Here is a 21,995-nt window from a genome sequence, read left to right as displayed (position 1 = left end):
TATTATTATCATTTCCAAAAATTTCAACGTTTACACCTGCGGCTGTTGCACTTTTTTGCCGCTTTATTCATGACTTTGCAAATAACCGGTCATACTACGTACAAGGAGGTGCAAAACAAAATGGCGGAAAATCAAGAGCAGCTCGAACAAAATAAGAAAGAACGGCCGATGTCTCTTTTGTTGAAAACAGTCATTACAGGATTTGTTGGTGGCGTGTTTTGGAGCTTAATTGGATATTTAGCGTATTTTTTCCATTTCAGCGAAATAAGCCCGAATATGATTTTGATCCCATGGGTTGCCGGTGATTGGAAATATGGAAAGCTTGGCAATTATATCGCCATTTTGCTCATTGGATTATTATCCATATTAGTCGCCCTCATTTATTATGCTGCACTAAGGCGAATAAAAGGAATGTGGGCGGGCATATTGTATGGCGTTGCCTGGTGGCTGCTTGTATTTTACGTATTGAATCCTCTCTTCCCTAATTTAGAAACTGTTTCCCATTTACAGCGGAATACCATCATTACGACGCTTTGCTTGTACATTTTATATGGCGTTTTCATCGGGTACTCGATTTCATTTGAAACGGAGGAAATGAATCGGCAAACGCAATCAACATCAACACCATCAACATCATCAAATAAGTAGTGGGAAGCGCCGGCTTTATGGTAAAATAAAGAATGTTTCAATATTTCTTTCGCTGGGTTAAAGGAGTTAAGAATATGGTGCATCTTCTTCTCATTAACGGTCCGAACTTGAATCTTCTCGGCAAGCGGGAGCCGCATATTTACGGAAGCACAACGCTTCATGAGCTTGAGCAAGAACTGATGTCGTTTGCAGGCGAACAAGGGGCGGAACTGACAAAGCAATCATGAAGGCGCGATTATGACCGAATTCATGAGGCGGAAGGAAAATACGACGGCATCGTTTTAAATGCCGGCGCGCTTACGCATTTATAGTTATGCGATTCGCGACGCGATTGCCAGTGTCAGCATCCCAGTGGTGGAAGTACATATTTCCAATATTCATGCGCGCGAGCCCTTTCGCCATCAGTCTGTGATTGCTCCGGTTGTTGCCGGATAAATTGTCGGTTTTGGATTAATGGGTTATCGGCTAACCATTTTAGCATTATTACAAATACAGGGAAGAGGAGATTGAAAGATGGAAAAACTCGAAAAATTACGCGCATTGTTTGACGAACATGATATTGACGGCCTGCTTGTCACCAATCCGTACAACCGCCGCTATATTACCGGTTTTACGGGAACGGCCGGCGTCGCGGTTATTAGCCGGGACAAAGCTGTGTTTATTACTGATTTCCGCTATGTCGAGCAAGCATCCCAGCAAGTGAAAGGCTTTGAAATTGTCCAACATACCGGCCCGATTGTCGACGAGGCTGCGAAGCAAGTCGCCCGCCTTGGCATTCAAAAGCTCGGCTTCGAGCAGGAAGATGTTTCGTATGCGACGTTTAGGGCGTATGAAAGCGCCGTAAAGGCGGAACTCGTCCCAACTTCGCATGTCATTGAAAAGTTGCGCTTGATTAAGTCGGAATCAGAGATTAAGATATTAAAGGAAGCAGCGGAAATTGCCGATGCGGCATTTGAACACATTCTTTCCTTTATTCGTCCAGGTGTAAAAGAAATTGACGTGGCGAATGAGCTGGAATTTTTTATGCGTAAACAGGGTGCGACTTCCTCTTCGTTTGATATCATTGTCGCATCTGGCTACCGCTCTGCATTGCCGCACGGAGTGGCGACGGAGAAATCCATCGAAAAAGGCGAACTCGTCACCTTGGATTTTGGCGCCTATTACAAAGGATATTGTTCCGACATTACAAGAACGATTGCCGTCGGTGCCATTAGCGAGGAGCTAAAAACGATTTATGACATTGTGCTTCAAGCGCAATTGCGCGGCATGGAAGGAATCAAGCCGGGAATGACCGGAAAAGAAGCGGATGCGCTGACGCGCGATTACATTAGCGAAAAAGGCTATGGCGAATATTTCGGACATTCCACCGGCCATGGAATCGGCCTTGAGATTCACGAGGGACCGGCGTTATCCGTCCGTTCCGATGTCGTGCTGGCGCCGGGCATGGTAGTCACCGTGGAGCCGGGGATTTATATCCCAGGACTTGGCGGCGTGCGCATTGAAGACGATACGGTTGTCACGGAAAACGGCAATGAATCGCTGACTCATTCGCCAAAAGAACTGATTATTTTATAAATTTATCGTGTGGGAGGATTTTAACGGATGATTTCAGTGAACGATTTTCGTACAGGATTAACGATTGAAGTAGATGGCGACATTTGGCGCGTCATCGAATTCCAGCACGTCAAACCAGGAAAAGGGGCAGCGTTCGTCCGCTCGAAGCTTCGCAACCTTCGCACAGGTGCGATTCAAGAAAAAACGTTCCGCGCCGGCGAAAAAGTAAACCGCGCCCAAATCGATACGCGCAAAATGCAGTATTTATATGCCAACGGCGATCAGCACGTATTTATGGATATGGAAACATATGAGCAAATCGAACTTCCAGCGAAACAAATCGAACATGAATTGAAATTTTTAAAAGAAAACATGGAAGTTTACATCATGATGTACCAAGGCGAAACGATTGGGATAGAACTTCCGAACACCGTCGAATTAAAAGTAGTAGAAACAGAACCGGGCATTAAAGGCGATACCGCTTCTGGCGGATCGAAGCCAGCGAAGCTGGAAACCGGTCTTGTTGTACAAGTTCCGTTCTTTGTCAACGAAGGCGATACGCTTATTATCAATACGTCAGACGGCACATACGTGTCCCGTGCGTAACGTTGTTTGCCCCTTGCGCTTGACGCAAGGGGCTTTTTTGCTGCGATGAAGCCTTTTTCAGCTAAGGTTTTTCTGAACCTTTTTTCTTTTCGTATAAAAATGATGTACTGATGAGCATGATGCCAATCAAGACATAACTAATCGATGCCGGTGTATCTCCCGATAGCAAAAAAACATGGAACAGACCAAGAATTCCGAGGACCGCAAATATACATCCAACCCAAAATGTCATTTTCCCGAACGTAGAGAGTTTTCTCATGATTTTCCCCCTTTACAACCTGCCTCTATTTCCATTATGAAACTATTTCCGCAAACATGGCCATATATTTCCTCTTAAGGGTTCTTTGCCACAAAAGAAAAAAATCCCTTCTGAAATTCCCTGTTCCGGCATACGTTTGTACTAACCATCTCATTTTTATATTAGGAGGAATATATGAAACGGTGGCTACCATTCATTGAACCAGCCGTTTTGTCAATGGCAGGAATGCGGTTGCTGTCAGCGACTCTGGAGATGATCGCTGCGCTTGCCATGCTGCTGTTCAATGATGTCAAAAAAGCGTTGGCCGTCAATGCGCTTCTTGCGGTGATTGGACCGACTATTTTTATCGTCACGATGACGATTGGGCTGCTTTCTTTAGCGGACGAGCTTTCTTATACGAAATTAGGTTTGATCGCTTTAGGAATCATTCTTATTCTCATCGGCATTTATAAGTAAGTCATAAATTCGTTTTCCATCCCATACATATGAACTAGTCCAGCAGGGAGGGGAATAAAATGCAAGCGATATGGGATATACTTCCGAAAACGATTGCCGCCATACTGCAGCAACAGCCTCCTTCATGGCATGAACAGATGGAAGAAATTCGCATAAGGGTTCTTCGGCCATTAGAAATTATTGTGAAAGGAAAGTCTCAATTTCTCCCATATAAAGTGACTTGCGAAGATGGAATGCATTTGCTTAATAAATTGAGTCAATATTCGATTTATGCAATAGAAGAAGAATTGAAACGAGGGTTTATTACCGTACAGGGAGGCCATCGTGTTGGACTAGCAGGAAAAGTCGTAACCGAGGGCGGAAGCGTGAAAGCGATTCGTCATGTGACTTCTTTCAATATCCGTATTGCGAAACAGAAAATCGGCATCGCTGAATCGCTTGTGCCGTATGTGTATGACGGGCGCTGGCATAATACGATGATCATCGGTTCGCCGCAGACAGGGAAAACGACGCTGCTGCGCGACGCGGCGCGAATGATCAGCACTGGGGTTCGCGCGAAACATATTCCATCACAAAAAGTAGGGATTGTCGATGAACGTTCGGAAATTGCCGGGTGTGTGAAAGGCATTCCGCAATTTGAATTAGGCGACCGCATCGATGTGCTCGATGCATGCCCGAAAGCAGAGGGAATGATGATGATGATCCGCTCGATGAGCCCGGATGTGTTGATCGTTGATGAAATTGGCCGCGCCGAAGATAGCGAAGCAATTTTAGAGGCGGTGAACGCTGGGGTATGCATATGGACGACAGTCCACGGAAGAAGTTGGAAGGATGTGCTGCAGCGCCCGACATTGCGCCCCATCATTGAGCAAGGGGTATTTGAACGGTTTGTTGAACTGACGAACGAGTTCGGTCCGGGCACGGTAAGACGCATTACAGATGCGTATGGAACGGCGCTGTATGAGCGGATGGTGAAAAGCAGATGAAGCTGATCGGCGCAATGTTGATTCTCCTTACGACAACGTGGTTTGGATTTGAATCGGCGCGAATGCTAAAGGAGCGTCCGAGACAGCTGCGCCAGTTGAAAGCGGCGCTCAAGGTGCTAGAAGCAGAAATTATGTATGCGCACACTCCGCTATCTGAAGCCGCGTTGCATATTAGCAAGCAAATATCGCTGCCGCTTTCCAAACTGTTCGAGCAATTCGCCGCCAAGCTGCAAAAAGGAGAAACGAGCGTTCAACAAGCGTGGGAAGAAAGCCTGCAAACGGTATGGAGTTCGACGGCGCTCAAGCAAGGGGAATTAGAGATTATGAGGCAATTCGGAGATACGCTTGGGCAGTACGACCGCTTGACACAGCAGAAACAAATCACGCTGGCGCTCGTTCATTTGGAGCGGCAAGAGGCCGAGGCACTCGAACGGCAGGCACGCTATGAAAAAATGGCGAAAAGCCTAGGAATTCTTACAGGATTGTTGCTTGTGATTTTACTGATTTGAACAGGAGGCAGAACGAAATGGGCATTGATGTCGATATTATTTTTAAAATTGCTGGCGTTGGAATCGTGGTGGCCTTTTTGCATACGGTGCTTGACCAAATGGGGAAAAAGGAGTATGCCCAATGGGTTACGCTGCTTGGCTTTATTTATATTTTGTTTATGGTCGCCTCGATTGTGAGCGACTTGTTTCAAAAAATTAAAGACGTATTTTTATTTCGCGGTTAGGAGGGATGGGCGATTGAAATTTTACAAATTGTCGGTCTTGGTTTGATTGCGACGTTTTTAGTCGTGCTCCTGAAAGAACATAAGTCGAGTGTTGCCTTTTTGCTAACGGTATTTGTCGGCTGTCTCATTTTCCTGTTTCTTGTCGACAAAATCAGCGCGATTTTAAATATGCTGCAAAAAATGGCAGCTAGCACCAAAATCAATATGGTTTATTTGGAAACGATTTTGAAAATTATTGGCATTGCCTATATTGCGGAATTTGCTGCGCAAATTTCCAAAGACGCCGGTCAAGGAGCGATTGCCTCGAAAATTGAATTGGGGGGGAAAATTATTATTTTGGCGCTGGCGATCCCGATTTTAACAGCGATTATTGAAACGGTCATCGGCTTGATTCCTGCGTCGTGACGGGAGAATGGGGGTGATGAATTGATCCGAAAAATCATAACAGCGGCAAGTTTCTTTTTCTTCTTTTTATCCCCGTTTGTTGTACAAGCTGCCACTTCTAATGAGCAGTTGGTGCAAAAGCAAATCGAACAGCTGGATGTCAGCGAAATTCGTCAATTTTGGGAAGATATTGTGACGAAATACGGCGGCTTTTTGCCGGAAAGCCAAAAAGGATCGCTTATGGATTTTTTAAGGGGCGAAAAAGAATTGTCGTTAAAAGAATGGCTTGTCGCGTTGATGAAATTTCTCTTTTACGAATTGCAAGTAAACGGAAAATTGCTAGGAACGTTAATTGTATTAACGGTGTTTAGCATGGTGCTGCAATCATTGCAAAACGCGTTTGCGCAACAAACCGTCAGCAAAGTCGCCTATGCCGTTGTTTACATGGTGTTGCTGATTATTGCGTTAAACAGTTTTCGTCTCGCAATGGACTATGCGCTCGACGCTGTAAGGACGATGAGCCATTTTATGATCGCGATGATTCCTCTGTTGTTGGCGCTGCTCGCGTCTTCCGGAGGAGTGATATCGGCGGCGTTTTTTCATCCGATTATTCTATTTCTGATGAATATGACAGGAACGATTGTTGAATATGTAACGTTGCCGCTTTTGTTTTTGGCCGCACTTTTAAGCATTGTCAGCACGCTCACGGATCATTATAAAGTCACACAGCTAGCGGGGCTGCTGACGAAAATCGGCGTCGGGATACTCGGAGTCATTTTGACGGTTTTTCTTGGAGTCATGTCGGTAAAAGGAACGACATCGGCGATTGCCGACGGGATTGCGCTGCGGACGGCGAAGTTTGTGACGGGAAACTTCATTCCTGTTGTCGGCAAAATGTTTACCGATGCGGCCGATACCGTCGTGGCTGCCTCGATGTTATTGAAAAATACGGTCGGCATAGTCGGAGTTGCCATTTTATTGATGATCGCCGTGTTCCCAGCGCTGAAAATTTTTGCCATTGCGTTGGTGTACAAAATTTCCGCAGCGATCATGCAGCCCTTAGGGGGAGGGCCAGTCATTTCTTGCCTCAGCATTATGAGCAAAAGCATTGCCTATGTATTTGCAGCGCTGGCCATCGTCTCGCTGATGTTTTTCCTCAGTTTGACTATTATTATTACGGCCGGAAATATTACAATGATGGTTCGATAGGGGGAAAACGATGCAATTTGTAACGGAATGGATCACCAATATTCTTATTTTTATTTTATTTGCGACCATCATTGATTTTCTGCTTCCCTCTAGCAACATGCAGAAGTACGTAAAAATGGTAGTGGGACTCATTTTGCTGTTGCTCATGCTATCACCGATTTTGCAGCTTATGTCCATCCATCCTGACCGTCTCGTCGCCTCTGCCATATCCAGTCTATCGGAAAAGGGGAATGAACAAGGAATGATAAAAAATGAAATGGAAATGAAGAAAAAAGAAATACAAGCCTCACAACGTGCATATATTTTAGAACAAATGGCTGTCCAGATGAAAAAACAGGTAGATGGGGAGTTGATGAAGGAATATGGATTAAGCGTGGAAGACGTCTCTCTGCAAGTAAAAGAAAAAGAGGATTTACAAATTCCGAGAGACATTGAAACGATTGAAGTAGTGCTTTCCAAACAAGAGACGCCGGAAAGGATTCAGCCTGTGGTAATTGACACATCAAGGCCGGTCCATTCACCAGATAGCAATCTTCAACTAGAAAAAGAACTACGCACTTTTTTAGCAGGCAAATGGGAAGTCGATGAAAATAAAATTGCGGTGGTAGTCAAAGGGAGGGAATGGGGGGATGCGCGAGCTCATTAAACGTTTTTTCTCATCGCCAAAAAAAGAAGCAGACGAACAGAAGAAAACGCCTTTTTCGTATATCGTCTTGCTGTTATTAGTAGGGATTGGGCTTATGGTGATGAGCCATTTTTCGAAGGAAGAGGAAGTGGCATCCGTTCATAAAGAAACAGCCGCGCCATCATCGCAGCAAGCAGAACCTGCTTTTGGAATCAAACAAGAGACAAAATCGAAAGCGATCGCCGCTTATGAAGAACGCTATGAAAAAGAGCTAAAAACAGCGCTCGAAGCGATTGAGGGAGTAGAAGATGTCACCGTTGTCGTCAATCTCGATACAACAGAAACGAAAATATTAGAGAAAAACCGCGTTTCTCAGCAACAAACGACCGAAGAAACGGACCGTGAAGGAGGAAAACGGAAGATTGAAAACAACTCTACGAATGACGAAGTTGTCATTGTCCGTGATGGCGATAACGAAACACCGATCGTCTTGACAACGAAAAAGCCGGAAATTCGCGGAGTGTTAGTAGTCGCGAAAGGTGCGGATAACTTGCAAATAAAGAAATGGATTGTCGAGGCAGTGACGCGCGTGTTAAACGTTCCAAGCTACCGCGTTGCCGTATTGCCGAAAAAATAATAGGATTTGGGGGAGGATGGTTATGATGTTAAGAAAACAGACGGTTTGGCTATTAACGATGTTAAGTTTAGTTGTTGTTTTGTCGGTGTATTATGTAACAGCGCCAAAAGATATGAATGACAATATCGCTTTTACGAGCCATGAAGATGCAACGAAACAAAAAGAAAGCAATAAAGATCAAGCCGATGTGGCGGTAGAAGAAATGGAAACGACAGATGGAAAAGTCACTTCCAGCACTTCCAGTGATGATATGTTTACTGCGCTCCGCATGCAAATTGAGGATGAGCGCAGCCGTCTGCGCGACCAATTAAATGCTATTGTTGCTTCCGCCAATGCCACCGCACAACAAAAAAGCGAAGCGATGGATAAAATTGAAAAGCTTCAGGCGTTAGCGGAAAAAGAGGCAACGTTAGAAACATTAATCAAATCGAAAGGCGGCTATGAGGATGTATTGGTGCGCGCGGAAGATGACCAAGTGCGAGTAACGATTAAAGCAAAAGAGCATTCCAAGAAATCGGCCAACGAAGTGATCCATATGGTAAAAAGTGAAATTCCGGAAGCCAATGATGTAGCGGTTGAATTTCAGCCGGCTGGATAATGAAAAGCTGCTCTTACCAAGGGCAGCTTCTTTTTTATGATAAAAAACCTTTTTATTGTGTGATTATTATGTGTATAATCGTTATGAGTAGATTTTATAACTAGCAGACAAAAAACTTAACACTTTGTATCGTAGAAAGGTGTGAGGAAAATGAAAATCCAAGAAATCCGCGAATTGATCCGTTTAATTGATCAATCAAGCATTGACGAATTTGTTTATGAACAAGATGGAACGAAAGTACATATGAAAAAAGCTGCGGCAGGAGCACCAGTCCAGGCAGTGGTTGCGGCACCGCCGGCAGAGCCGATAGCGAAGCCGGCAGCAGAAGAAGCAAAACCACAGGTGCAGGCGCCAGTGCAAGCGGCTAATGTGCAAGTGGAAACAATACCACAAGAAGCGCCGAAGCCAAAGACGGAAAATACAGAAAACTTACATAAAATCACTTCGCCGATGGTCGGTACGTTTTACGCTGCGCCGTCCCCAGATGCCCCTCCATACGTCAAAGTGGGAGATAAAGTGCAAAAAGATACGGTCGTCTGCATTATTGAAGCGATGAAGCTATTTAATGAAATCGAGGCAGAGGTAAACGGGGAGATTGTCGAAGTGCTTGTCCAAAATGGACAGCTTGTTGAGTATGGACAACCTCTATTTTTGGTAAAGCCTGAATAAGGGAGAGAACGAGCGATGATCAAAAAAGTATTAATTGCCAACCGCGGGGAAATCGCCGTTCGCATTATTCGCGCCTGCAAAGAGCTGGGAATTGAAACGGTGGCTGTTTTCTCTGAAGCAGACCGCGAGGCGCTGCACGTCCAGCTCGCCGATGAAGCGTACTGCATCGGACCGACCGCTTCCAAGGACAGCTATTTAAATTTCACCAACATCATGAGCGTCGCTACATTAACAGGATGCGATGCGATTCATCCGGGATACGGGTTTTTGGCAGAAAACGCGGCGTTTGCCGAACTTTGCCGTGAATGCAATATCACGTTTATCGGTCCGAGTCCGGAAGCGATTACAAAAATGGGGATTAAAGATATTGCCCGCGAGACGATGCGGGAAGCAGGAGTGCCGGTCGTTCCTGGATCAAAGGGCGTTATTGAAAATATCGACGAAGCGCTTGCCATTGCCAATGAGATTGGCTATCCGGTCATTATTAAAGCGACGGCAGGCGGCGGCGGCAAAGGCATTCGCGTAGCCAGAAATGAGCAAGAACTCATTAAAGGCATTAACATTACACAGCAGGAAGCGGCTACCGCATTTGGCAATCCGGGCGTATATATTGAAAAATATATTGAAGACTTCCGCCATGTGGAAATTCAAGTGCTGGCTGACTCCTACGGAAATGTGATTCATCTTGGCGAGCGGGATTGCTCGATTCAACGCCGCCTGCAAAAGCTGGTCGAAGAGGCGCCGTCGCCGGCGCTTGATGAAGAAACTCGCAAGCAGATGGGAGAAGCGGCGGTACAGGCGGCCCGCGCGGTGAACTACACCGGCGCCGGCACGGTAGAATTTATTTTTGACCATAATGCGAAAAAATTTTACTTTATGGAAATGAACACACGCATTCAAGTAGAACACCCAGTGACGGAATTAATTACGGGGGTGGATTTAGTAAAAGAACAAATCCGCATCGCCTCCGGCGAAAAACTGTCGCTGACCCAAGAGGAAGTCACCTTTAACGGCTGGGCGATCGAATGCCGGATTAATGCGGAAAATCCAGCGAAAAACTTTATGCCATCACCGGGCAAAATAGAAATGTATTTGCCGCCGGGAGGCTTGGGAGTACGGGTCGATTCCGCTGCGTACCCTGGCTATACGATCCCGCCTTATTACGACTCGATGATCGCGAAACTGATTGTGCACGCCCCTACGCGTGAGGAAGCGATCGCCCGTATGAAACGGGCGTTAAGCGAGTTTATTATCGATGGCATTCATACAACGATTCCGTTTCACATAAAATTATTTGAACACGAAAAATTTGTGAGTGGCGAGTTTAATACAAAGTTTTTGGAGTTATATGATATTATGAAGTCATGACGGGAGGTGGTATCATGTCAGAACATATTTTTGAGATGGAGCAAGATCATGGCACATTAGGAAAAGTGGAAATCGCCCCGGAAGTGATTGAAGTGATCGCGGGAATCGCCGCCAGCGAGGTGGAAGGAATCGCGCAAATGCGAGGCAACTTTGCCGCTGGTGTTGTCGAGCGGTTTGGCAAGAAAAATCATGGCAAAGGCGTCAAAGTCGATTTACGGGATGACGGCGTGGCCATTGATATTTACTGTCTTGTTCAATTTGGCGCATCGATTCCGAATGTAGCCAAAAAAGTGCAGGAAAACGTCCGCCAAGCATTGTTTAACATGACGGGGCTGGAAACGAGCGAAGTCAACGTTCATATTGTCGGTATTCAGTTTGAAACAGCAAAGCAGGAACAGGAAGTGGAGCAGGGATAAATCGGAAAAGGGCGCATTCGCTTGAGGCGATCGTGCCCTTTTGTTTTTGTATTTTTGCCGAAAGTTTGTTATTGTATTGAACGAGCCTTTTTGCAAAGAGGCCTCGAAGCATAAGGAGACGAATGGATGTTCCAAAATAAATAAAAAAATCAAGGCTAATGATTTGTGCGTAGGGGAGTGCCTTTTATCCGAAAAATATGGTATGATTCTGATATAAATGTTCGTGTTTGGAAAGGAGGAGCAAAATGAAGAGGCATGAAGCTCGGGAAAAGGCGCTGCAGGCATTATTTCAAGTCGATGTAGGCCACATCCCTCCGGAGGAGGCGCTGCAAAACGTGACAGGAGGAAAAGAAGCGGACCCGTTTTTGCAGCAGCTTGTGTATGGCGTGGTGGAACATCAGCAAGAAATTGACGAATTGCTGCGCGCCAACCTGGAAAAATGGACATTAGAGCGGGTAGCGAATGTCGACCGCGCGATTTTGCGCATGGCCACTTATGAAATGAAATATGTCGATGATGTTCCTGTCAAAGTGAGCCTAGATGAGGCTGTTGAATTAGCCAAAAAATTTGGCGATACGAAATCAGGGAGTTTTGTCAACGGTGTGCTTTCGAAAGTAAAAGATGCATTGCATATTCAAGAATAGAAAGGAGAAAGGTTGCCCATGACAGCACAAATCATTAGCGGCGCCGAGCTGGCAAAGGAAATAAGAGGACAATTGGCAAAAGAAGTAGAGGTGCTAAAGCAAAAAGGAATCGAGCCGGGGCTTGCGGTCATTCTTGTCGGCGATGATCCCGCTTCCCATTCTTACGTAAAAGGAAAGCAAAAAGCGTGTGCGGAAGTCGGCATTCGTTCAACACTGTTGACGTTTCCGGCGACGATTACGGAACAATTTTTATTAGAAAAAATTCAAGAATTGAACGCCGATCCATCCGTGCACGGCATTTTAGTGCAGCTTCCGCTTCCTAGCCATATTAACGAGCTAAAAGTGATTGAAACAATCTCTCCAGAAAAAGATGTGGATGGGTTTCATCCTATTAACGTCGGCAGAATGATGGTCGGACAAAAAGCGTTTCTCCCTTGTACGCCATATGGTATTTTAGTAATGGTGAAATCGATCGGCGTGGATATTGCAGGGAAACATGTGGTTGTTGTCGGCCGCAGCAACATTGTCGGTAAGCCGGTTGGACAGCTGTTTTTGCGCGAGCATGCGACGGTGACGTATTGCCATTCGAAAACAAACAATTTAGCTGCCATTACGCGTCAGGCCGATATTTTAATCGTTGCTGTCGGCAAAGCACGGTTGATTGGCGCTGATTATGTCAAACCAGGGGCGGTGGTCATTGATGTCGGCGTAAACCGGCTGGAAAATGGAAAGCTGTGCGGAGATGTCAATTTCGATGAAGTAAAGGAAGTAGCAAGTTACATTACACCGGTTCCAAAAGGGGTCGGGCCGATGACGATTACGATGCTGCTTCATAATACGATTGAAGCGGCAAAGGAGCTTATGCACCGGTAAAGTTCATTCCATAAGAGAGGGTTAAAGCGGTGGCAGAGATAAAATATGTAACCGTCGGAGCGCTGACGAAATACATTAAACGCAAGTTTGATGTGGATCCGCATTTGCGCGATTTGTGGATTAAAGGGGAAATTTCCAATTTTAAATATCATTCTCGCGGCCATATGTATTTTACGCTGAAAGATGAACAAGCCCGCATTCAGGCGGTCATGTTTGCCGGATATAATCAATATTTGCATTTTCGTCCGGAAGATGGCATGAAAGTGCTCGTTCGCGGCGAGATTTCCGTTTACGAGCCGAGCGGAAACTATCAAATTTACGTAAAAGAAATGCAGCCGGAAGGAATCGGAAATTTATATTTGGCGTATGAACAGCTAAAAAAGCGGCTTGAGGCGGAAGGATTGTTTTCGCCGCAGCATAAAAAGCCGCTTCCCGCCTTCCCACGCTATATCGGAGTCGCCACTTCGCCGACCGGAGCGGCGATCCGCGATATTATCACAACGATTCGGCGCCGTTATCCGATTGCCACGATCATTTTATTTCCGACGCTCGTTCAAGGGGAACATGCGGCAGAATCAATCGTCCGTTCCATCGAAAAAGCGAATGAACTTGGCTATATTGATGTTCTGATTGTCGGTCGCGGAGGCGGCTCGATTGAAGAATTATGGGCGTTTAATGAGGAAATCGTCGCCCGCGCCATTTTTGCCTCCGAAGTGCCGATTATTTCTGCGGTTGGCCATGAGACTGACTTTACGATCGCTGATTTTGTTGCCGACTTGCGCGCACCAACCCCAACGGGTGCGGCGGAATTGGCCGTACCGCATATAACCGAGCTGATTGAACGTATTTCCCAGAGAAGAGTTCGGCTTATACGCGCCATGAAAGAAAAAATAGCGATGGAATCAGAACGGCTGTCACGTGTGCAAAAGTCCTACGCCTTTCGATACCCGGAAAAACTGTATGAACAAAAAGAACAGCAGCTAGACGCTTTGCTGGAACGATTGCAGCGTCATACCGAGCGGATGTTCGATAAACAGCGCGAACGGCTTGAACAGCTGCGCTTGACTTTGTTGCGCTACCATCCGGCTGAACAGCTTTCGAGAATGAAAGAAAAACAGCAATCATTGGCGAAAACACTGGAAAAAGAGATGCGTACGATTATGCATCAACACGAGCTTCGTTTTGCATCGCTTGTTTCCCATTTGCATGCGCTTAGTCCGCTGAAAATTATGGAGCGAGGGTATAGCTTAGTTTATAATGAAAAAAAGGAACTTGTAAAAAGCATTCGCCAGCTTCAGATCGGAGATATGATTCAAGTACGCTTGCAAGATGGACAAATTGACTGCCACGTATGGGGAATGGAGGAGAAGCAGCTACATGAGTGAGGAAAAAGAACTGACGTTTGAAGAAGCAATACAAAAGTTAGAAGAGATCGTCGAAAAATTAGAAGAAGGAAATGTGCCGCTGGAACAGGCGATTTCTTTTTTTCAAGAAGGAATGAGACTTTCCAAGCTTTGTCACGATAAACTGCAGCATGTCGAAAAGCAGATGGAATATATTTTGCGAGAGGATGGACAGCTCGCTCCTTTCTCGATGCAGGAGGAGGAATAACGCTTGAACCGGATGGCAGTAGAACAATTTTTGCAGCAGCAAAAACAGCGTTTGGAAGCAACGCTGCCGCGTTATATTGCAAGGCTGCAAGCGCCTGATACGCTGAAACAGGCGATGGCGTACTCGCTGGAAGCAGGCGGGAAGCGGATTCGACCGCTGCTTCTGTTTGCCACTTTGCATTCGTTTGAAAAAGATCCGGATATTGGCCTTCCCGTCGCCTGTGCGATTGAGATGCTCCATACATACTCATTAATTCATGATGACTTGCCGAGCATGGATGACGACGATTTGCGGCGCGGCAAACCGACAAACCATAAAGTGTTTGGCGAGGCGATGGCGATTTTGGCTGGAGACGGATTGCTGACATACGCGTTTCAGGTTATCGCAGAGATGAAGGATGACCGCATCGCACCGGAAGTCCAAATTCGTTTAATCGAAGAGCTGGCGAAAGCGGCGGGGCCGGAAGGAATGGTCGCGGGACAAGTTGCTGATATCGAAGGAGAAGGTCGGGAACTGTCGCTTGCACAGCTCGAATATATCCATCGCCATAAAACCGGAAAAATGCTGCAATACAGCGTATTGGCAGGCGCATTGCTTGCTGGGGCTAGCGAAAGACAGCAACGTGATTTATATGAATTTGCCTCCCATCTTGGCCTTGCTTTTCAAATTCGCGATGATATTCTCGATATTGAAGGTTCGGAAGATAAGATTGGCAAACGGGTCGGCAGCGATGTGGAAAAGAAAAAAGTGACATATCCGTCGTTATTGACGATGGAGGGAGCGAAAGGGAAGTTAGCTTTGCACATTGCCGAGGCAAAGCGCTGTTTGCAAAAAGCAGGAGTGAAGGATGACGTATTGCAATATATTTGTGATTTAGTTGCTACACGCGACCATTAACACAGTGTTCATTGCTGATTGCAAACTAATATGTTATAGTGAAATAATGAGAGTTTTTCCTTGTATGCCGTTATCACATTCGTGTTAGCGGCTCTTTTTCTCTTACTAACAAAAATCGATTTTTTATGTCCAATCATGTATAATAATAACTAACTTCTTATTATAGCAACGTGGTTAGAGGAAAGGATAAAAACGAAAGCGAGTGATCTCGTTTGGATGTTACGAAAATCGAAAATCCGCGCTTTTTAAAAAATATGTCGACAAAGCAACTCATTGAGCTAAGCGCTGATATTCGCAAATTTTTAATTGAAAAGCTGTCGAAAACAGGCGGGCATATCGGCCCAAACCTAGGCGTCGTCGAGCTGACGATTGCGCTTCATAAAGAGTTTGACAGTCCAAAGGACAAGCTAATTTGGGACGTCGGCCATCAGGCATATGTTCATAAAATTTTAACGGGACGTGCCGCCGAATTTGATACATTGCGGCAGTACAAGGGGCTGTCCGGATTTCCAAAACGAAGCGAAAGCGAACATGACGTATGGGAAACGGGTCATAGTTCCACATCGCTATCCGCAGCGATGGGAATGGCCATTGCCCGCGATTTGAAGGGAACGGATGAATATATCGTTCCGATTATCGGTGATGGGGCGCTGACGGGCGGCATGGCGCTTGAGGCGCTCAATCATATCGGGCATGAGAAAAAAGATATTATTGTCGTTTTAAACGATAATGAGATGTCGATCGCTCCGAATGTTGGCGCGCTTCACAATGTGCTTGGGCGTCTGCGGACAGCAGGGAAATATCAATGGGTCAAAGATGAATTAGAGTTGTTATTAAAACGAATTCCGGCTGTCGGCGGCAAATTGGCGGCAACGGCGGAGCGCATTAAAGACAGCCTGAAATATTTGCTTGTTTCCGGTGTTTTTTTTGAGGAATTAGGATTTACGTACCTTGGCCCTGTTGATGGCCATAATTTCGATGATTTGTTCGAAAATTTGCGTTACGCCAAAAAGACAAAAGGCCCGGTGCTTCTCCATGTGATTACGAAAAAAGGAAAAGGGTATAGTCCGGCAGAAAATGATAAAGTAGGAACTTGGCACGGCACCGGCCCGTATAAAATCGAAACTGGCGATTTTCTAAAACCGGTGGAGACGGCCCCGTCGTGGAGCGAACTTGTCAGCGAAACGGTGCGGAAGCTGGCGCGCACCGATAAGCGAATTGTCGCGATTACACCGGCGATGCCGGTCGGCTCGAAATTAGAAGGGTTTGCAAGCGAATTCCCGGATCGGATGTTTGATGTCGGAATTGCCGAACAGCATGCGACAACGCTCGCGGCAGGTCTGGCGACGCAAGGAATGAAGCCGTTTTTGGCGATTTATTCGACATTTTTGCAGCGGGCGTATGACCAAGTTGTTCATGATGTGTGCCGGCAAAACTTAAACGTCTTTTTTGCGATTGACCGTGCCGGGCTTGTCGGTGCGGACGGGGAAACGCATCAAGGAGTGTTTGATATCGCCTTTTTGCGACACATTCCGAACCTTGTCATTATGATGCCAAAAGACGAAAACGAAGGCCAGCACATGGTATATACGGCCATCCAATATGACGACGGGCCGATCGCACTTCGCTTTCCGCGCGGCAATGGGCTTGGCGTGAAATTGGATGAGGAACTCAAGGAAATTCCGATCGGCACATGGGAAGTATTGCGTGAAGGCAGCGATCTGGCGATTTTAACATTCGGTACGACGATTTCCATGGCGCTTGAGGCGGCGGAGAAGTTGGCGAAAGAAAATGTTTCTGTAAAGGTCGTCAATGCCCGCTTCATTAAGCCAATGGATGAAAAAATGCTGCACGATTTGCTGGAAAGCAATGTACCGATTTTAACAATTGAAGAAGCGGTACTACAGGGCGGATTTGGCAGCGCTGTTTTGGAGTTTGCCCATGATCATGGCTACCATCAAGCAGTGATTAACCGCATGGGCATTCCTGATCGTTTTATTGAACATGGCAGTGTCAAAGAGCTGCTCAATGAAATCGGCTTAACCACTTCTCATATTATTGATCGAGTCAAAACGATCATACCAAAAAAGCAAAAAAGGGCATGAGAGATGAAAGCGAAAAAAGAACGTCTAGATGTGCTATTGGTAGAACGCGGCTTAATGGAAACACGGGAAAAAGCAAAACGTGCGATTATGGCTGGACTTGTTTATTCGAATGAAGTCCGCTTAGACAAGCCCGGAGAAAAGGTGCCCGTAGACATCCCGCTAACGGTGAAAGGAAACGCTATTCCGTATGTCAGCCGCGGCGGCTTAAAATTGGAAAAAGCGCTGCGTACGTTTGACGTCAGCGTCAAAGATAAAATTGTTTTAGATATTGGGGCATCTACCGGTGGGTTTACCGATTGCGCCTTGCAGCACGGCGCAAAACTATCTTACGCGCTTGATGTCGGCTATAATCAATTGGCGTGGAAACTGCGCCAAGACGAGCGCGTCGTCGTGATGGAGCGGACCAATTTCCGCTACGTTACGCCGGATTATTTTACGAAAGGGCTTCCACAATTTGCGACGATCGATGTTTCCTTTATTTCTTTGAAATTAATATTGCCGGTATTAAAAACGGTACTGGTACCCGGCAGCGACGTCATCGCGCTGGTAAAGCCGCAGTTTGAAGCGGGGCGGGAAAAAGTCGGCAAAAAGGGGATCGTTCGCGATCCGGCCGTGCACGAGGAAGTGTTGGAGTCGATCATAGCGTTTGCCCTTCGTGAAGGATTTGATGTCATGGATATATCTTATTCTCCGATTACCGGCGGCGATGGCAATATTGAATTTTTGCTCCACCTTCGCTTTCCGGGAAATCATGAAGAAGGAGAGAATCATTTGGTAGAGACGGTCGCTGAAGTGGTAAAAGAAGCCCATGTACAGCTAAAAAACAGTTCTGCTTAAGAAAAGGGAATAACGGTTGTTGTTATTCCCGTTTTTACCGTGACATTATTTTGGTGAGGTGGCGGATTTGAACAAAGGACAAAGGCACATTAAAATTCGCGAAATTATTATGACTCACGACATCGAAACGCAAGATGAATTAGTCGATATGCTGAAGAAAGCAGGGTTTAACGTAACGCAGGCGACGGTATCAAGGGATATCAAAGAAATGCAGCTTGTCAAGGTGCCGATGGCCAACGGGCGCTATAAATACAGCCTGCCTTCTGATCAGCGCTTCAATCCGGTGCAAAAACTCAAACGCGTTTTAGTAGATGTGTTTGTCAAATTGGATGGGGCCGGAAACTTGCTTGTTTTAAAAACGTTGCCGGGGAATGCGCATGCCATCGGTGTTTTATTGGATAATTTGGATTGGAACGAAATCGTCGGCACGATTTGCGGCGATGATACATGCCTCATTATTTGCCGCACGGAAAAAGATGCAAAAAAGGTGTCAAAACAGTTGATGGAAATGCTTTAAATAGAGGTGGTGATTCCCTTTGCTTGCGGAATTATCCATAAAAAATTTCGCCATTATCGAATCGCTGTCGATTTCGTTTGAGAAAGGGCTAACAGTATTAACAGGGGAAACGGGAGCAGGAAAATCGATTATTATTGATGCCATTTATTTGCTGATTGGCGGCCGCGGTTCCGCAGAATTTGTCCGTTATGGAGAAGAAAAGGCGGAAATAGAGGGACTTTTTTTATTAAACGATGAAACTCATCCGTGTTATGGCAAATGCGCCGAAGTCGGCATCGATATTAGCGAGGGAATGGTCGTGCTACGCCGCGAAATTTTCGCGACCGGAAAAAGCGTATGCCGCGTAAACGGAAAATTAGTAACGACAGCGGTATTGCGGGAGATTGGTTCGACGCTCGTTGATATTCACGGGCAGCATGAACATCAAGAATTGATGGATCCGGCCCGGCATCTTCCGCTACTGGATGAATTCGGGGGAGCGGAAATTGCAGAAGCGCTTGCCGAATACCGCTCGGTTTATGAGAAATATGAACAATTGCGGAAGAAGCTGAAAAAATTAAATGAAAATGAACAGCAAATGGCCCATCGACTTGATTTGTTGACGTTCCAGCTTAATGAAATTCAGCAGGCGAATTTGCAGCCAAATGAAGACGAACAATTGATGGAGGAAAAAGTAAAAATCGTTAATTTCCAAAAAATTTACGAAGCCTTGAAACATAGCTATGAAGCGCTGTCTGGCGAGCAGCGCGGCCTCGATTGGATAGGGCTGGCGATGAGCCATTTAGACGATGTTGCTTCCATTGATCCGGAGCTAAAGGAAGTGTATGAAACGATCGCCAATAGCTATTATTTATTAGAAGACATCATGTATAAATTGCGCGATCAACTTGAACAATTAGAATATGATCCATACCGTCTCGACCTCATCGAAAGCCGCCTAGGCGAGATTAATCAATTAAAACGAAAATACGGCCCGACGATTGAAGAAATTTTGCAATACGCGGAAAAAATTAGCGAAGAAATTGATACGATTCGAAACCGGGAAATCCATGTTGATGAGTTGCAGAAAGAACTAAAATCGGTGACGGAAGATTTATTAATTGAAGCAAAAAACGTAACCAATGTCCGCAAAAAATATGCAAAAATGTTAATCGACCGTATCCATCAGGAACTAAAAGATCTATATATGGAAAAAACGCAGTTTGACATCGTATTTGCCAAGCGGGAAGGGCCGCTCGATGCGCCGCTTTTGGACGGGGTGCCCGTCAAGTTCCATGAAGACGGCGTGGATGTGGTCGAATTTTATATTTCCACCAATGTCGGCGAACCACTTAAACCGCTTGCCAAAATTGCTTCCGGCGGTGAGCTGTCGCGCATCATGCTGGCGCTAAAAAGCATTTTCTCGAAACACCAGGGGGTTACATCGATCATTTTTGATGAAGTGGATACAGGCGTCAGCGGCCGTGTGGCTCAAGCGATTGCCGAAAAGATTTACCGCATTTCCATCGATTCGCAAGTGCTCTGCATTTCCCACTTGCCGCAAGTAGCAGCAATGGCAGATACGCATCTGTTTATCGCAAAAGAAACGGACGGAACCCGAACGAAAACGCTTGTGAAAGCATTGACAGAGGAAGAAAAAGTAAAAGAAATTGGGCGGATGATTTCCGGTGTGGAAATTACGGAGCTGACAAAAAAACATGCAAAAGAATTGCTTGAGCTAGCAACAAAAATCAAACAATGAAGGGCTATCCATTATGGGTAGCTTTTTTTATAGACCCATCGATTATATTTCCACTGTTTAAGGCAAAATTAAAACTGTAGCCGCCTTTTAAAGGGTGTAGGTGGGAGCGAGGAGAGTGAACAAGATTGAATACAGAAACCATCCGAAAAATCGTTGGGATGTTTCTCCTTATTTTATTAATGATTATTGGCATGTCTAAACCGATGAAGGAATATTTACAAATTCCAAAACAAATCGTTCTGTTTGAAGGAGAAGCGGTACGATTTCCTACCGCAGCACTTCCAGTTCAGGCAACGGTAAAAAACGCTCCCAAATCAATAGAAGTTCAGCGACAGACTCATTCGCTTTCTATAAAGGCAAAACAAAGTGGAGAAAAGAAAATGGTATTAGAAGTTGCCGGAGTGCCGATCAAACAAGTGGATGTAAAAGTACTGCCGACGTTAAAGGTCATTCCTGGCGGTCAATCGATTGGCGTTAAGTTAAATACGGTAGGAGTTCTGGTTGTCGGCTACCATCTCGTCGAAACCGAAAACGGCAAAAAATCGCCGGGAGAAATAGCCGGAATTAAAGTAGGAGATATAATTACAGGTATTAATGGCAAAAAAATTGAAAAGATGAGCGATCTCTCCCCTTTCATTGAGGAAGCAGGAAAAACAGGAAAACCGCTTCATCTCCAAGTTCTGCGTGACCAACACTCCTTTACGACTAAATTGATTCCGCTCAAGGATAAACATGACCACGCTTATCGTATTGGTCTATATATCCGCGATTCCGCAGCGGGAATTGGCACGATGACCTTTTATGATCCTATTTCGAAAAAATACGGAGCACTCGGCCATGTCATTTCTGACATGGATACGAAAAAGCCGATTGTCGTGCAAAATGGGCAAATTATGAAATCAACGGTTACGTCGATTGAAAAAGGAAGCAGCGGCAATCCCGGGGAGAAATTAGCACGATTTTCTGAGAATGAAGAAGTCATTGGAAATATTACAGAAAACAGCCCGTTCGGCATTTTTGGGACGCTGACGAAACCAGTGGAAAACGGAATTTTTACCAAACCGATCCCCATTGCTTTAGCGAACCAAGTAAAAGAAGGTCCAGCGAAAATATTGACGGTGGTGGAAGACAACAAAGTCGAGCAATTTGATATTGAAATTGTCAGCACCATTCCGCAAAAGTTTCCGGCCACTAAAGGTTTGGTTATCCGCGTTACCGACCCGCGGCTATTGAAAAAGACGGGTGGAATCGTTCAAGGAATGAGCGGAAGCCCGATCATTCAAGACGGGAAATTAGTTGGCGCTGTTACACACGTATTTGTGAATGATCCGACTTCAGGATATGGCGTTCATATTGAATGGATGCTGAACGAAGCGGGAATTGATATATATGGCAAGCAGAACAAAAAGGCAAGCTGATCGATTCAGCTTGCCTTTTTCCAATTCAGTAAAAAATTTTATAAAAAACGTCAATAAATTCATTTTTTTTGCATAGATATTTGGTGAAACATTATATAAAATGAATGTATAAGGATTTTTCGACAAAAATGTAAAGATTTCCATTTACAATTGTCAAATTCACTCAATTTTTGTTATAATTTTTTGATCATTTGTTTTTTGATA

The 21,995-nt window shown here is 45.4% G+C and carries 26 protein-coding genes and 1 pseudogene; 26 read left to right on the top strand and 1 reads right to left on the bottom strand.

The window, feature by feature from the left end; all coding sequences use genetic code 11:
* Nucleotides 1-120 precede the first annotated feature (120 nt).
* From GCA01S_RS07120 to efp, 4 genes and pseudogenes are all read left to right on the top strand, one after another.
* Nucleotides 121-648, top strand: coding sequence for a YqhR family membrane protein (locus tag GCA01S_RS07120; RefSeq protein WP_017435195.1), 528 nt, complete (start codon nt 121-123; stop codon nt 646-648).
* A 74-nt stretch (nt 649-722) separates the two neighbouring features.
* Nucleotides 723-1,083 (top strand): annotated as a pseudogene (gene aroQ / locus GCA01S_RS07115) (type II 3-dehydroquinate dehydratase).
* A gap of 78 nt (nt 1,084-1,161) precedes the next feature.
* Nucleotides 1,162-2,223 carry a Xaa-Pro dipeptidase gene (gene pepQ, locus GCA01S_RS07110; RefSeq protein WP_042408539.1) on the top strand — a complete coding sequence of 354 codons (1,062 nt, stop codon included), beginning with the start codon at nt 1,162-1,164 and terminating at the stop codon, nt 2,221-2,223.
* Nucleotides 2,224-2,250: 27 nt separating this feature from the next.
* Nucleotides 2,251-2,808 carry an elongation factor P gene (gene efp, locus GCA01S_RS07105; protein WP_017435198.1) on the top strand — a complete coding sequence of 186 codons (558 nt, stop codon included), beginning with the start codon at nt 2,251-2,253 and terminating at the stop codon, nt 2,806-2,808.
* A gap of 61 nt (nt 2,809-2,869) precedes the next feature.
* Here efp and GCA01S_RS07100 read toward each other — a convergent pair whose 3' ends face one another.
* Nucleotides 2,870-3,067 carry a hypothetical protein gene (locus tag GCA01S_RS07100; RefSeq protein WP_017435199.1) on the bottom strand — a complete coding sequence of 66 codons (198 nt, stop codon included), beginning with the start codon at nt 3,065-3,067 and terminating at the stop codon, nt 2,870-2,872.
* A gap of 174 nt (nt 3,068-3,241) precedes the next feature.
* Between GCA01S_RS07100 and GCA01S_RS07095 the strand changes: the two genes are divergently transcribed.
* The 22 genes from GCA01S_RS07095 (at nt 3,242) to spoIVB (ending at nt 21,791) form a co-directional block, all read left to right on the top strand.
* A complete protein-coding gene (locus tag GCA01S_RS07095; protein ID WP_042408535.1) occupies nt 3,242-3,523 on the top strand; it encodes a YqhV family protein in 282 nt (93 codons plus the stop codon).
* 59 nt (nt 3,524-3,582) lie between these two features.
* Nucleotides 3,583-4,509 (top strand): stage III sporulation protein AA, encoded by a 927-nt coding sequence (spoIIIAA, locus tag GCA01S_RS07090; protein ID WP_042408532.1) that lies wholly within the window; start codon nt 3,583-3,585, stop codon nt 4,507-4,509.
* A complete protein-coding gene (spoIIIAB, locus tag GCA01S_RS07085; protein WP_042408529.1) occupies nt 4,506-5,018 on the top strand; it encodes a stage III sporulation protein SpoIIIAB in 513 nt (170 codons plus the stop codon). Before spoIIIAA ends, spoIIIAB begins: the two co-directional genes overlap by 4 nt.
* A gap of 17 nt (nt 5,019-5,035) precedes the next feature.
* Entirely contained in the window at nt 5,036-5,242 is a 207-nt protein-coding gene (spoIIIAC, locus tag GCA01S_RS07080) for a stage III sporulation protein AC (protein ID WP_017435203.1), read from the top strand.
* Nucleotides 5,243-5,260: 18 nt separating this feature from the next.
* Complete coding sequence (gene spoIIIAD / locus GCA01S_RS07075; protein WP_026078462.1) at nt 5,261-5,647, top strand: stage III sporulation protein AD; 387 nt, start codon at nt 5,261-5,263, stop codon at nt 5,645-5,647.
* A 21-nt stretch (nt 5,648-5,668) separates the two neighbouring features.
* On the top strand, nt 5,669-6,835 hold the full coding sequence (gene spoIIIAE, locus GCA01S_RS07070) for a stage III sporulation protein AE (protein WP_042408526.1): 1,167 nt from the start codon (nt 5,669-5,671) through the stop codon (nt 6,833-6,835).
* A gap of 10 nt (nt 6,836-6,845) precedes the next feature.
* The gene (gene spoIIIAF, locus GCA01S_RS07065) at nt 6,846-7,481 is read left to right on the top strand and encodes a stage III sporulation protein AF (RefSeq protein ID WP_017435206.1); all 636 of its coding nucleotides are present in this window, start codon (nt 6,846-6,848) and stop codon (nt 7,479-7,481) included.
* Nucleotides 7,465-8,097, top strand: a complete 633-nt coding sequence (spoIIIAG, locus tag GCA01S_RS07060) for a stage III sporulation protein AG (protein WP_017435207.1) — start codon at nt 7,465-7,467, stop codon at nt 8,095-8,097. Before spoIIIAF ends, spoIIIAG begins: the two co-directional genes overlap by 17 nt.
* A 25-nt stretch (nt 8,098-8,122) precedes the next feature.
* Nucleotides 8,123-8,695, top strand: a complete 573-nt coding sequence (locus GCA01S_RS07055) for a SpoIIIAH-like family protein (protein WP_042408571.1) — start codon at nt 8,123-8,125, stop codon at nt 8,693-8,695.
* A gap of 150 nt (nt 8,696-8,845) precedes the next feature.
* A complete protein-coding gene (accB, locus tag GCA01S_RS07050; protein ID WP_017435209.1) occupies nt 8,846-9,364 on the top strand; it encodes an acetyl-CoA carboxylase biotin carboxyl carrier protein in 519 nt (172 codons plus the stop codon).
* Nucleotides 9,365-9,379: 15 nt separating this feature from the next.
* Entirely contained in the window at nt 9,380-10,732 is a 1,353-nt protein-coding gene (gene accC, locus GCA01S_RS07045; RefSeq protein ID WP_042408522.1) for an acetyl-CoA carboxylase biotin carboxylase subunit, read from the top strand.
* A 14-nt stretch (nt 10,733-10,746) separates the two neighbouring features.
* A complete protein-coding gene (locus GCA01S_RS07040; protein WP_017435211.1) occupies nt 10,747-11,148 on the top strand; it encodes an Asp23/Gls24 family envelope stress response protein in 402 nt (133 codons plus the stop codon).
* Between the two features lie 245 nt (nt 11,149-11,393).
* The gene (gene nusB / locus GCA01S_RS07035; RefSeq protein ID WP_017435212.1) at nt 11,394-11,792 is read left to right on the top strand and encodes a transcription antitermination factor NusB; all 399 of its coding nucleotides are present in this window, start codon (nt 11,394-11,396) and stop codon (nt 11,790-11,792) included.
* A gap of 18 nt (nt 11,793-11,810) precedes the next feature.
* Nucleotides 11,811-12,665, top strand: a complete 855-nt coding sequence (gene folD / locus GCA01S_RS07030; RefSeq protein ID WP_017435213.1) for a bifunctional methylenetetrahydrofolate dehydrogenase/methenyltetrahydrofolate cyclohydrolase FolD — start codon at nt 11,811-11,813, stop codon at nt 12,663-12,665.
* Between the two features lie 29 nt (nt 12,666-12,694).
* Nucleotides 12,695-14,050, top strand: coding sequence for an exodeoxyribonuclease VII large subunit (gene xseA, locus GCA01S_RS07025; protein ID WP_042408518.1), 1,356 nt, complete (start codon nt 12,695-12,697; stop codon nt 14,048-14,050).
* The gene (locus GCA01S_RS07020; RefSeq protein WP_017435215.1) at nt 14,043-14,276 is read left to right on the top strand and encodes an exodeoxyribonuclease VII small subunit; all 234 of its coding nucleotides are present in this window, start codon (nt 14,043-14,045) and stop codon (nt 14,274-14,276) included. The genes xseA and GCA01S_RS07020 overlap by 8 nt, the downstream gene beginning before the upstream one ends.
* A 12-nt stretch (nt 14,277-14,288) precedes the next feature.
* On the top strand, nt 14,289-15,173 hold the full coding sequence (locus GCA01S_RS07015; RefSeq protein WP_174407481.1) for a polyprenyl synthetase family protein: 885 nt from the start codon (nt 14,289-14,291) through the stop codon (nt 15,171-15,173).
* A gap of 212 nt (nt 15,174-15,385) precedes the next feature.
* Nucleotides 15,386-17,278: a 1-deoxy-D-xylulose-5-phosphate synthase gene (gene dxs / locus GCA01S_RS07010; protein WP_042408512.1), complete on the top strand. Its 1,893-nt coding sequence runs from the start codon at nt 15,386-15,388 to the stop codon at nt 17,276-17,278.
* A gap of 3 nt (nt 17,279-17,281) precedes the next feature.
* Nucleotides 17,282-18,115: a TlyA family RNA methyltransferase gene (locus GCA01S_RS07005; RefSeq protein ID WP_042408509.1), complete on the top strand. Its 834-nt coding sequence runs from the start codon at nt 17,282-17,284 to the stop codon at nt 18,113-18,115.
* Between the two features lie 67 nt (nt 18,116-18,182).
* On the top strand, nt 18,183-18,632 hold the full coding sequence (gene ahrC, locus GCA01S_RS07000) for a transcriptional regulator AhrC/ArgR (RefSeq protein WP_017435219.1): 450 nt from the start codon (nt 18,183-18,185) through the stop codon (nt 18,630-18,632).
* 19 nt (nt 18,633-18,651) lie between these two features.
* The gene (recN, locus tag GCA01S_RS06995; RefSeq protein WP_042408507.1) at nt 18,652-20,373 is read left to right on the top strand and encodes a DNA repair protein RecN; all 1,722 of its coding nucleotides are present in this window, start codon (nt 18,652-18,654) and stop codon (nt 20,371-20,373) included.
* A 125-nt stretch (nt 20,374-20,498) separates the two neighbouring features.
* Nucleotides 20,499-21,791, top strand: a complete 1,293-nt coding sequence (gene spoIVB / locus GCA01S_RS06990) for a SpoIVB peptidase (RefSeq protein ID WP_042408504.1) — start codon at nt 20,499-20,501, stop codon at nt 21,789-21,791.
* Nucleotides 21,792-21,995: the final 204 nt, after the last annotated feature.

The sequence above is a fragment of the Parageobacillus caldoxylosilyticus NBRC 107762 genome, assembly GCF_000632715.1.
In the GTDB taxonomy this organism is placed as follows: Bacteria; Bacillota; Bacilli; order Bacillales; family Anoxybacillaceae; genus Saccharococcus; species Saccharococcus caldoxylosilyticus.
This window is presented reverse-complemented; position numbering and strand designations above follow the sequence as displayed.

Bases quoted from the DNA above. Each gene is read 5' to 3' on its own strand.
- accB (WP_017435209.1), top strand. From the start codon at position 8,846: ATGAAAATCCAAGAAATCCGCGAATTGATCCGTTTAATTGATCAATCA.
- GCA01S_RS07015 (WP_174407481.1), top strand. From the start codon at position 14,289: ATGGCAGTAGAACAATTTTTGCAGCAGCAAAAACAGCGTTTGGAAGCA.
- GCA01S_RS07095 (WP_042408535.1), top strand. From the start codon at position 3,242: ATGAAACGGTGGCTACCATTCATTGAACCAGCCGTTTTGTCAATGGCA.
- accC (WP_042408522.1), top strand. From the start codon at position 9,380: ATGATCAAAAAAGTATTAATTGCCAACCGCGGGGAAATCGCCGTTCGC.
- nusB (WP_017435212.1), top strand. From the start codon at position 11,394: ATGAAGAGGCATGAAGCTCGGGAAAAGGCGCTGCAGGCATTATTTCAA.
- spoIIIAF (WP_017435206.1), top strand. From the start codon at position 6,846: ATGCAATTTGTAACGGAATGGATCACCAATATTCTTATTTTTATTTTA.
- pepQ (WP_042408539.1), top strand. From the start codon at position 1,162: ATGGAAAAACTCGAAAAATTACGCGCATTGTTTGACGAACATGATATT.
- GCA01S_RS07100 (WP_017435199.1), bottom strand. From the start codon at position 3,067: ATGAGAAAACTCTCTACGTTCGGGAAAATGACATTTTGGGTTGGATGT.
- GCA01S_RS07055 (WP_042408571.1), top strand. From the start codon at position 8,123: ATGTTAAGAAAACAGACGGTTTGGCTATTAACGATGTTAAGTTTAGTT.
- spoIIIAC (WP_017435203.1), top strand. From the start codon at position 5,036: ATGGGCATTGATGTCGATATTATTTTTAAAATTGCTGGCGTTGGAATC.
- efp (WP_017435198.1), top strand. From the start codon at position 2,251: ATGATTTCAGTGAACGATTTTCGTACAGGATTAACGATTGAAGTAGAT.
- GCA01S_RS07040 (WP_017435211.1), top strand. From the start codon at position 10,747: ATGTCAGAACATATTTTTGAGATGGAGCAAGATCATGGCACATTAGGA.
- GCA01S_RS07120 (WP_017435195.1), top strand. From the start codon at position 121: ATGGCGGAAAATCAAGAGCAGCTCGAACAAAATAAGAAAGAACGGCCG.
- GCA01S_RS07005 (WP_042408509.1), top strand. From the start codon at position 17,282: ATGAAAGCGAAAAAAGAACGTCTAGATGTGCTATTGGTAGAACGCGGC.
- spoIIIAB (WP_042408529.1), top strand. From the start codon at position 4,506: ATGAAGCTGATCGGCGCAATGTTGATTCTCCTTACGACAACGTGGTTT.
- GCA01S_RS07020 (WP_017435215.1), top strand. From the start codon at position 14,043: ATGAGTGAGGAAAAAGAACTGACGTTTGAAGAAGCAATACAAAAGTTA.
- spoIIIAA (WP_042408532.1), top strand. From the start codon at position 3,583: ATGCAAGCGATATGGGATATACTTCCGAAAACGATTGCCGCCATACTG.
- spoIIIAG (WP_017435207.1), top strand. From the start codon at position 7,465: ATGCGCGAGCTCATTAAACGTTTTTTCTCATCGCCAAAAAAAGAAGCA.
- folD (WP_017435213.1), top strand. From the start codon at position 11,811: ATGACAGCACAAATCATTAGCGGCGCCGAGCTGGCAAAGGAAATAAGA.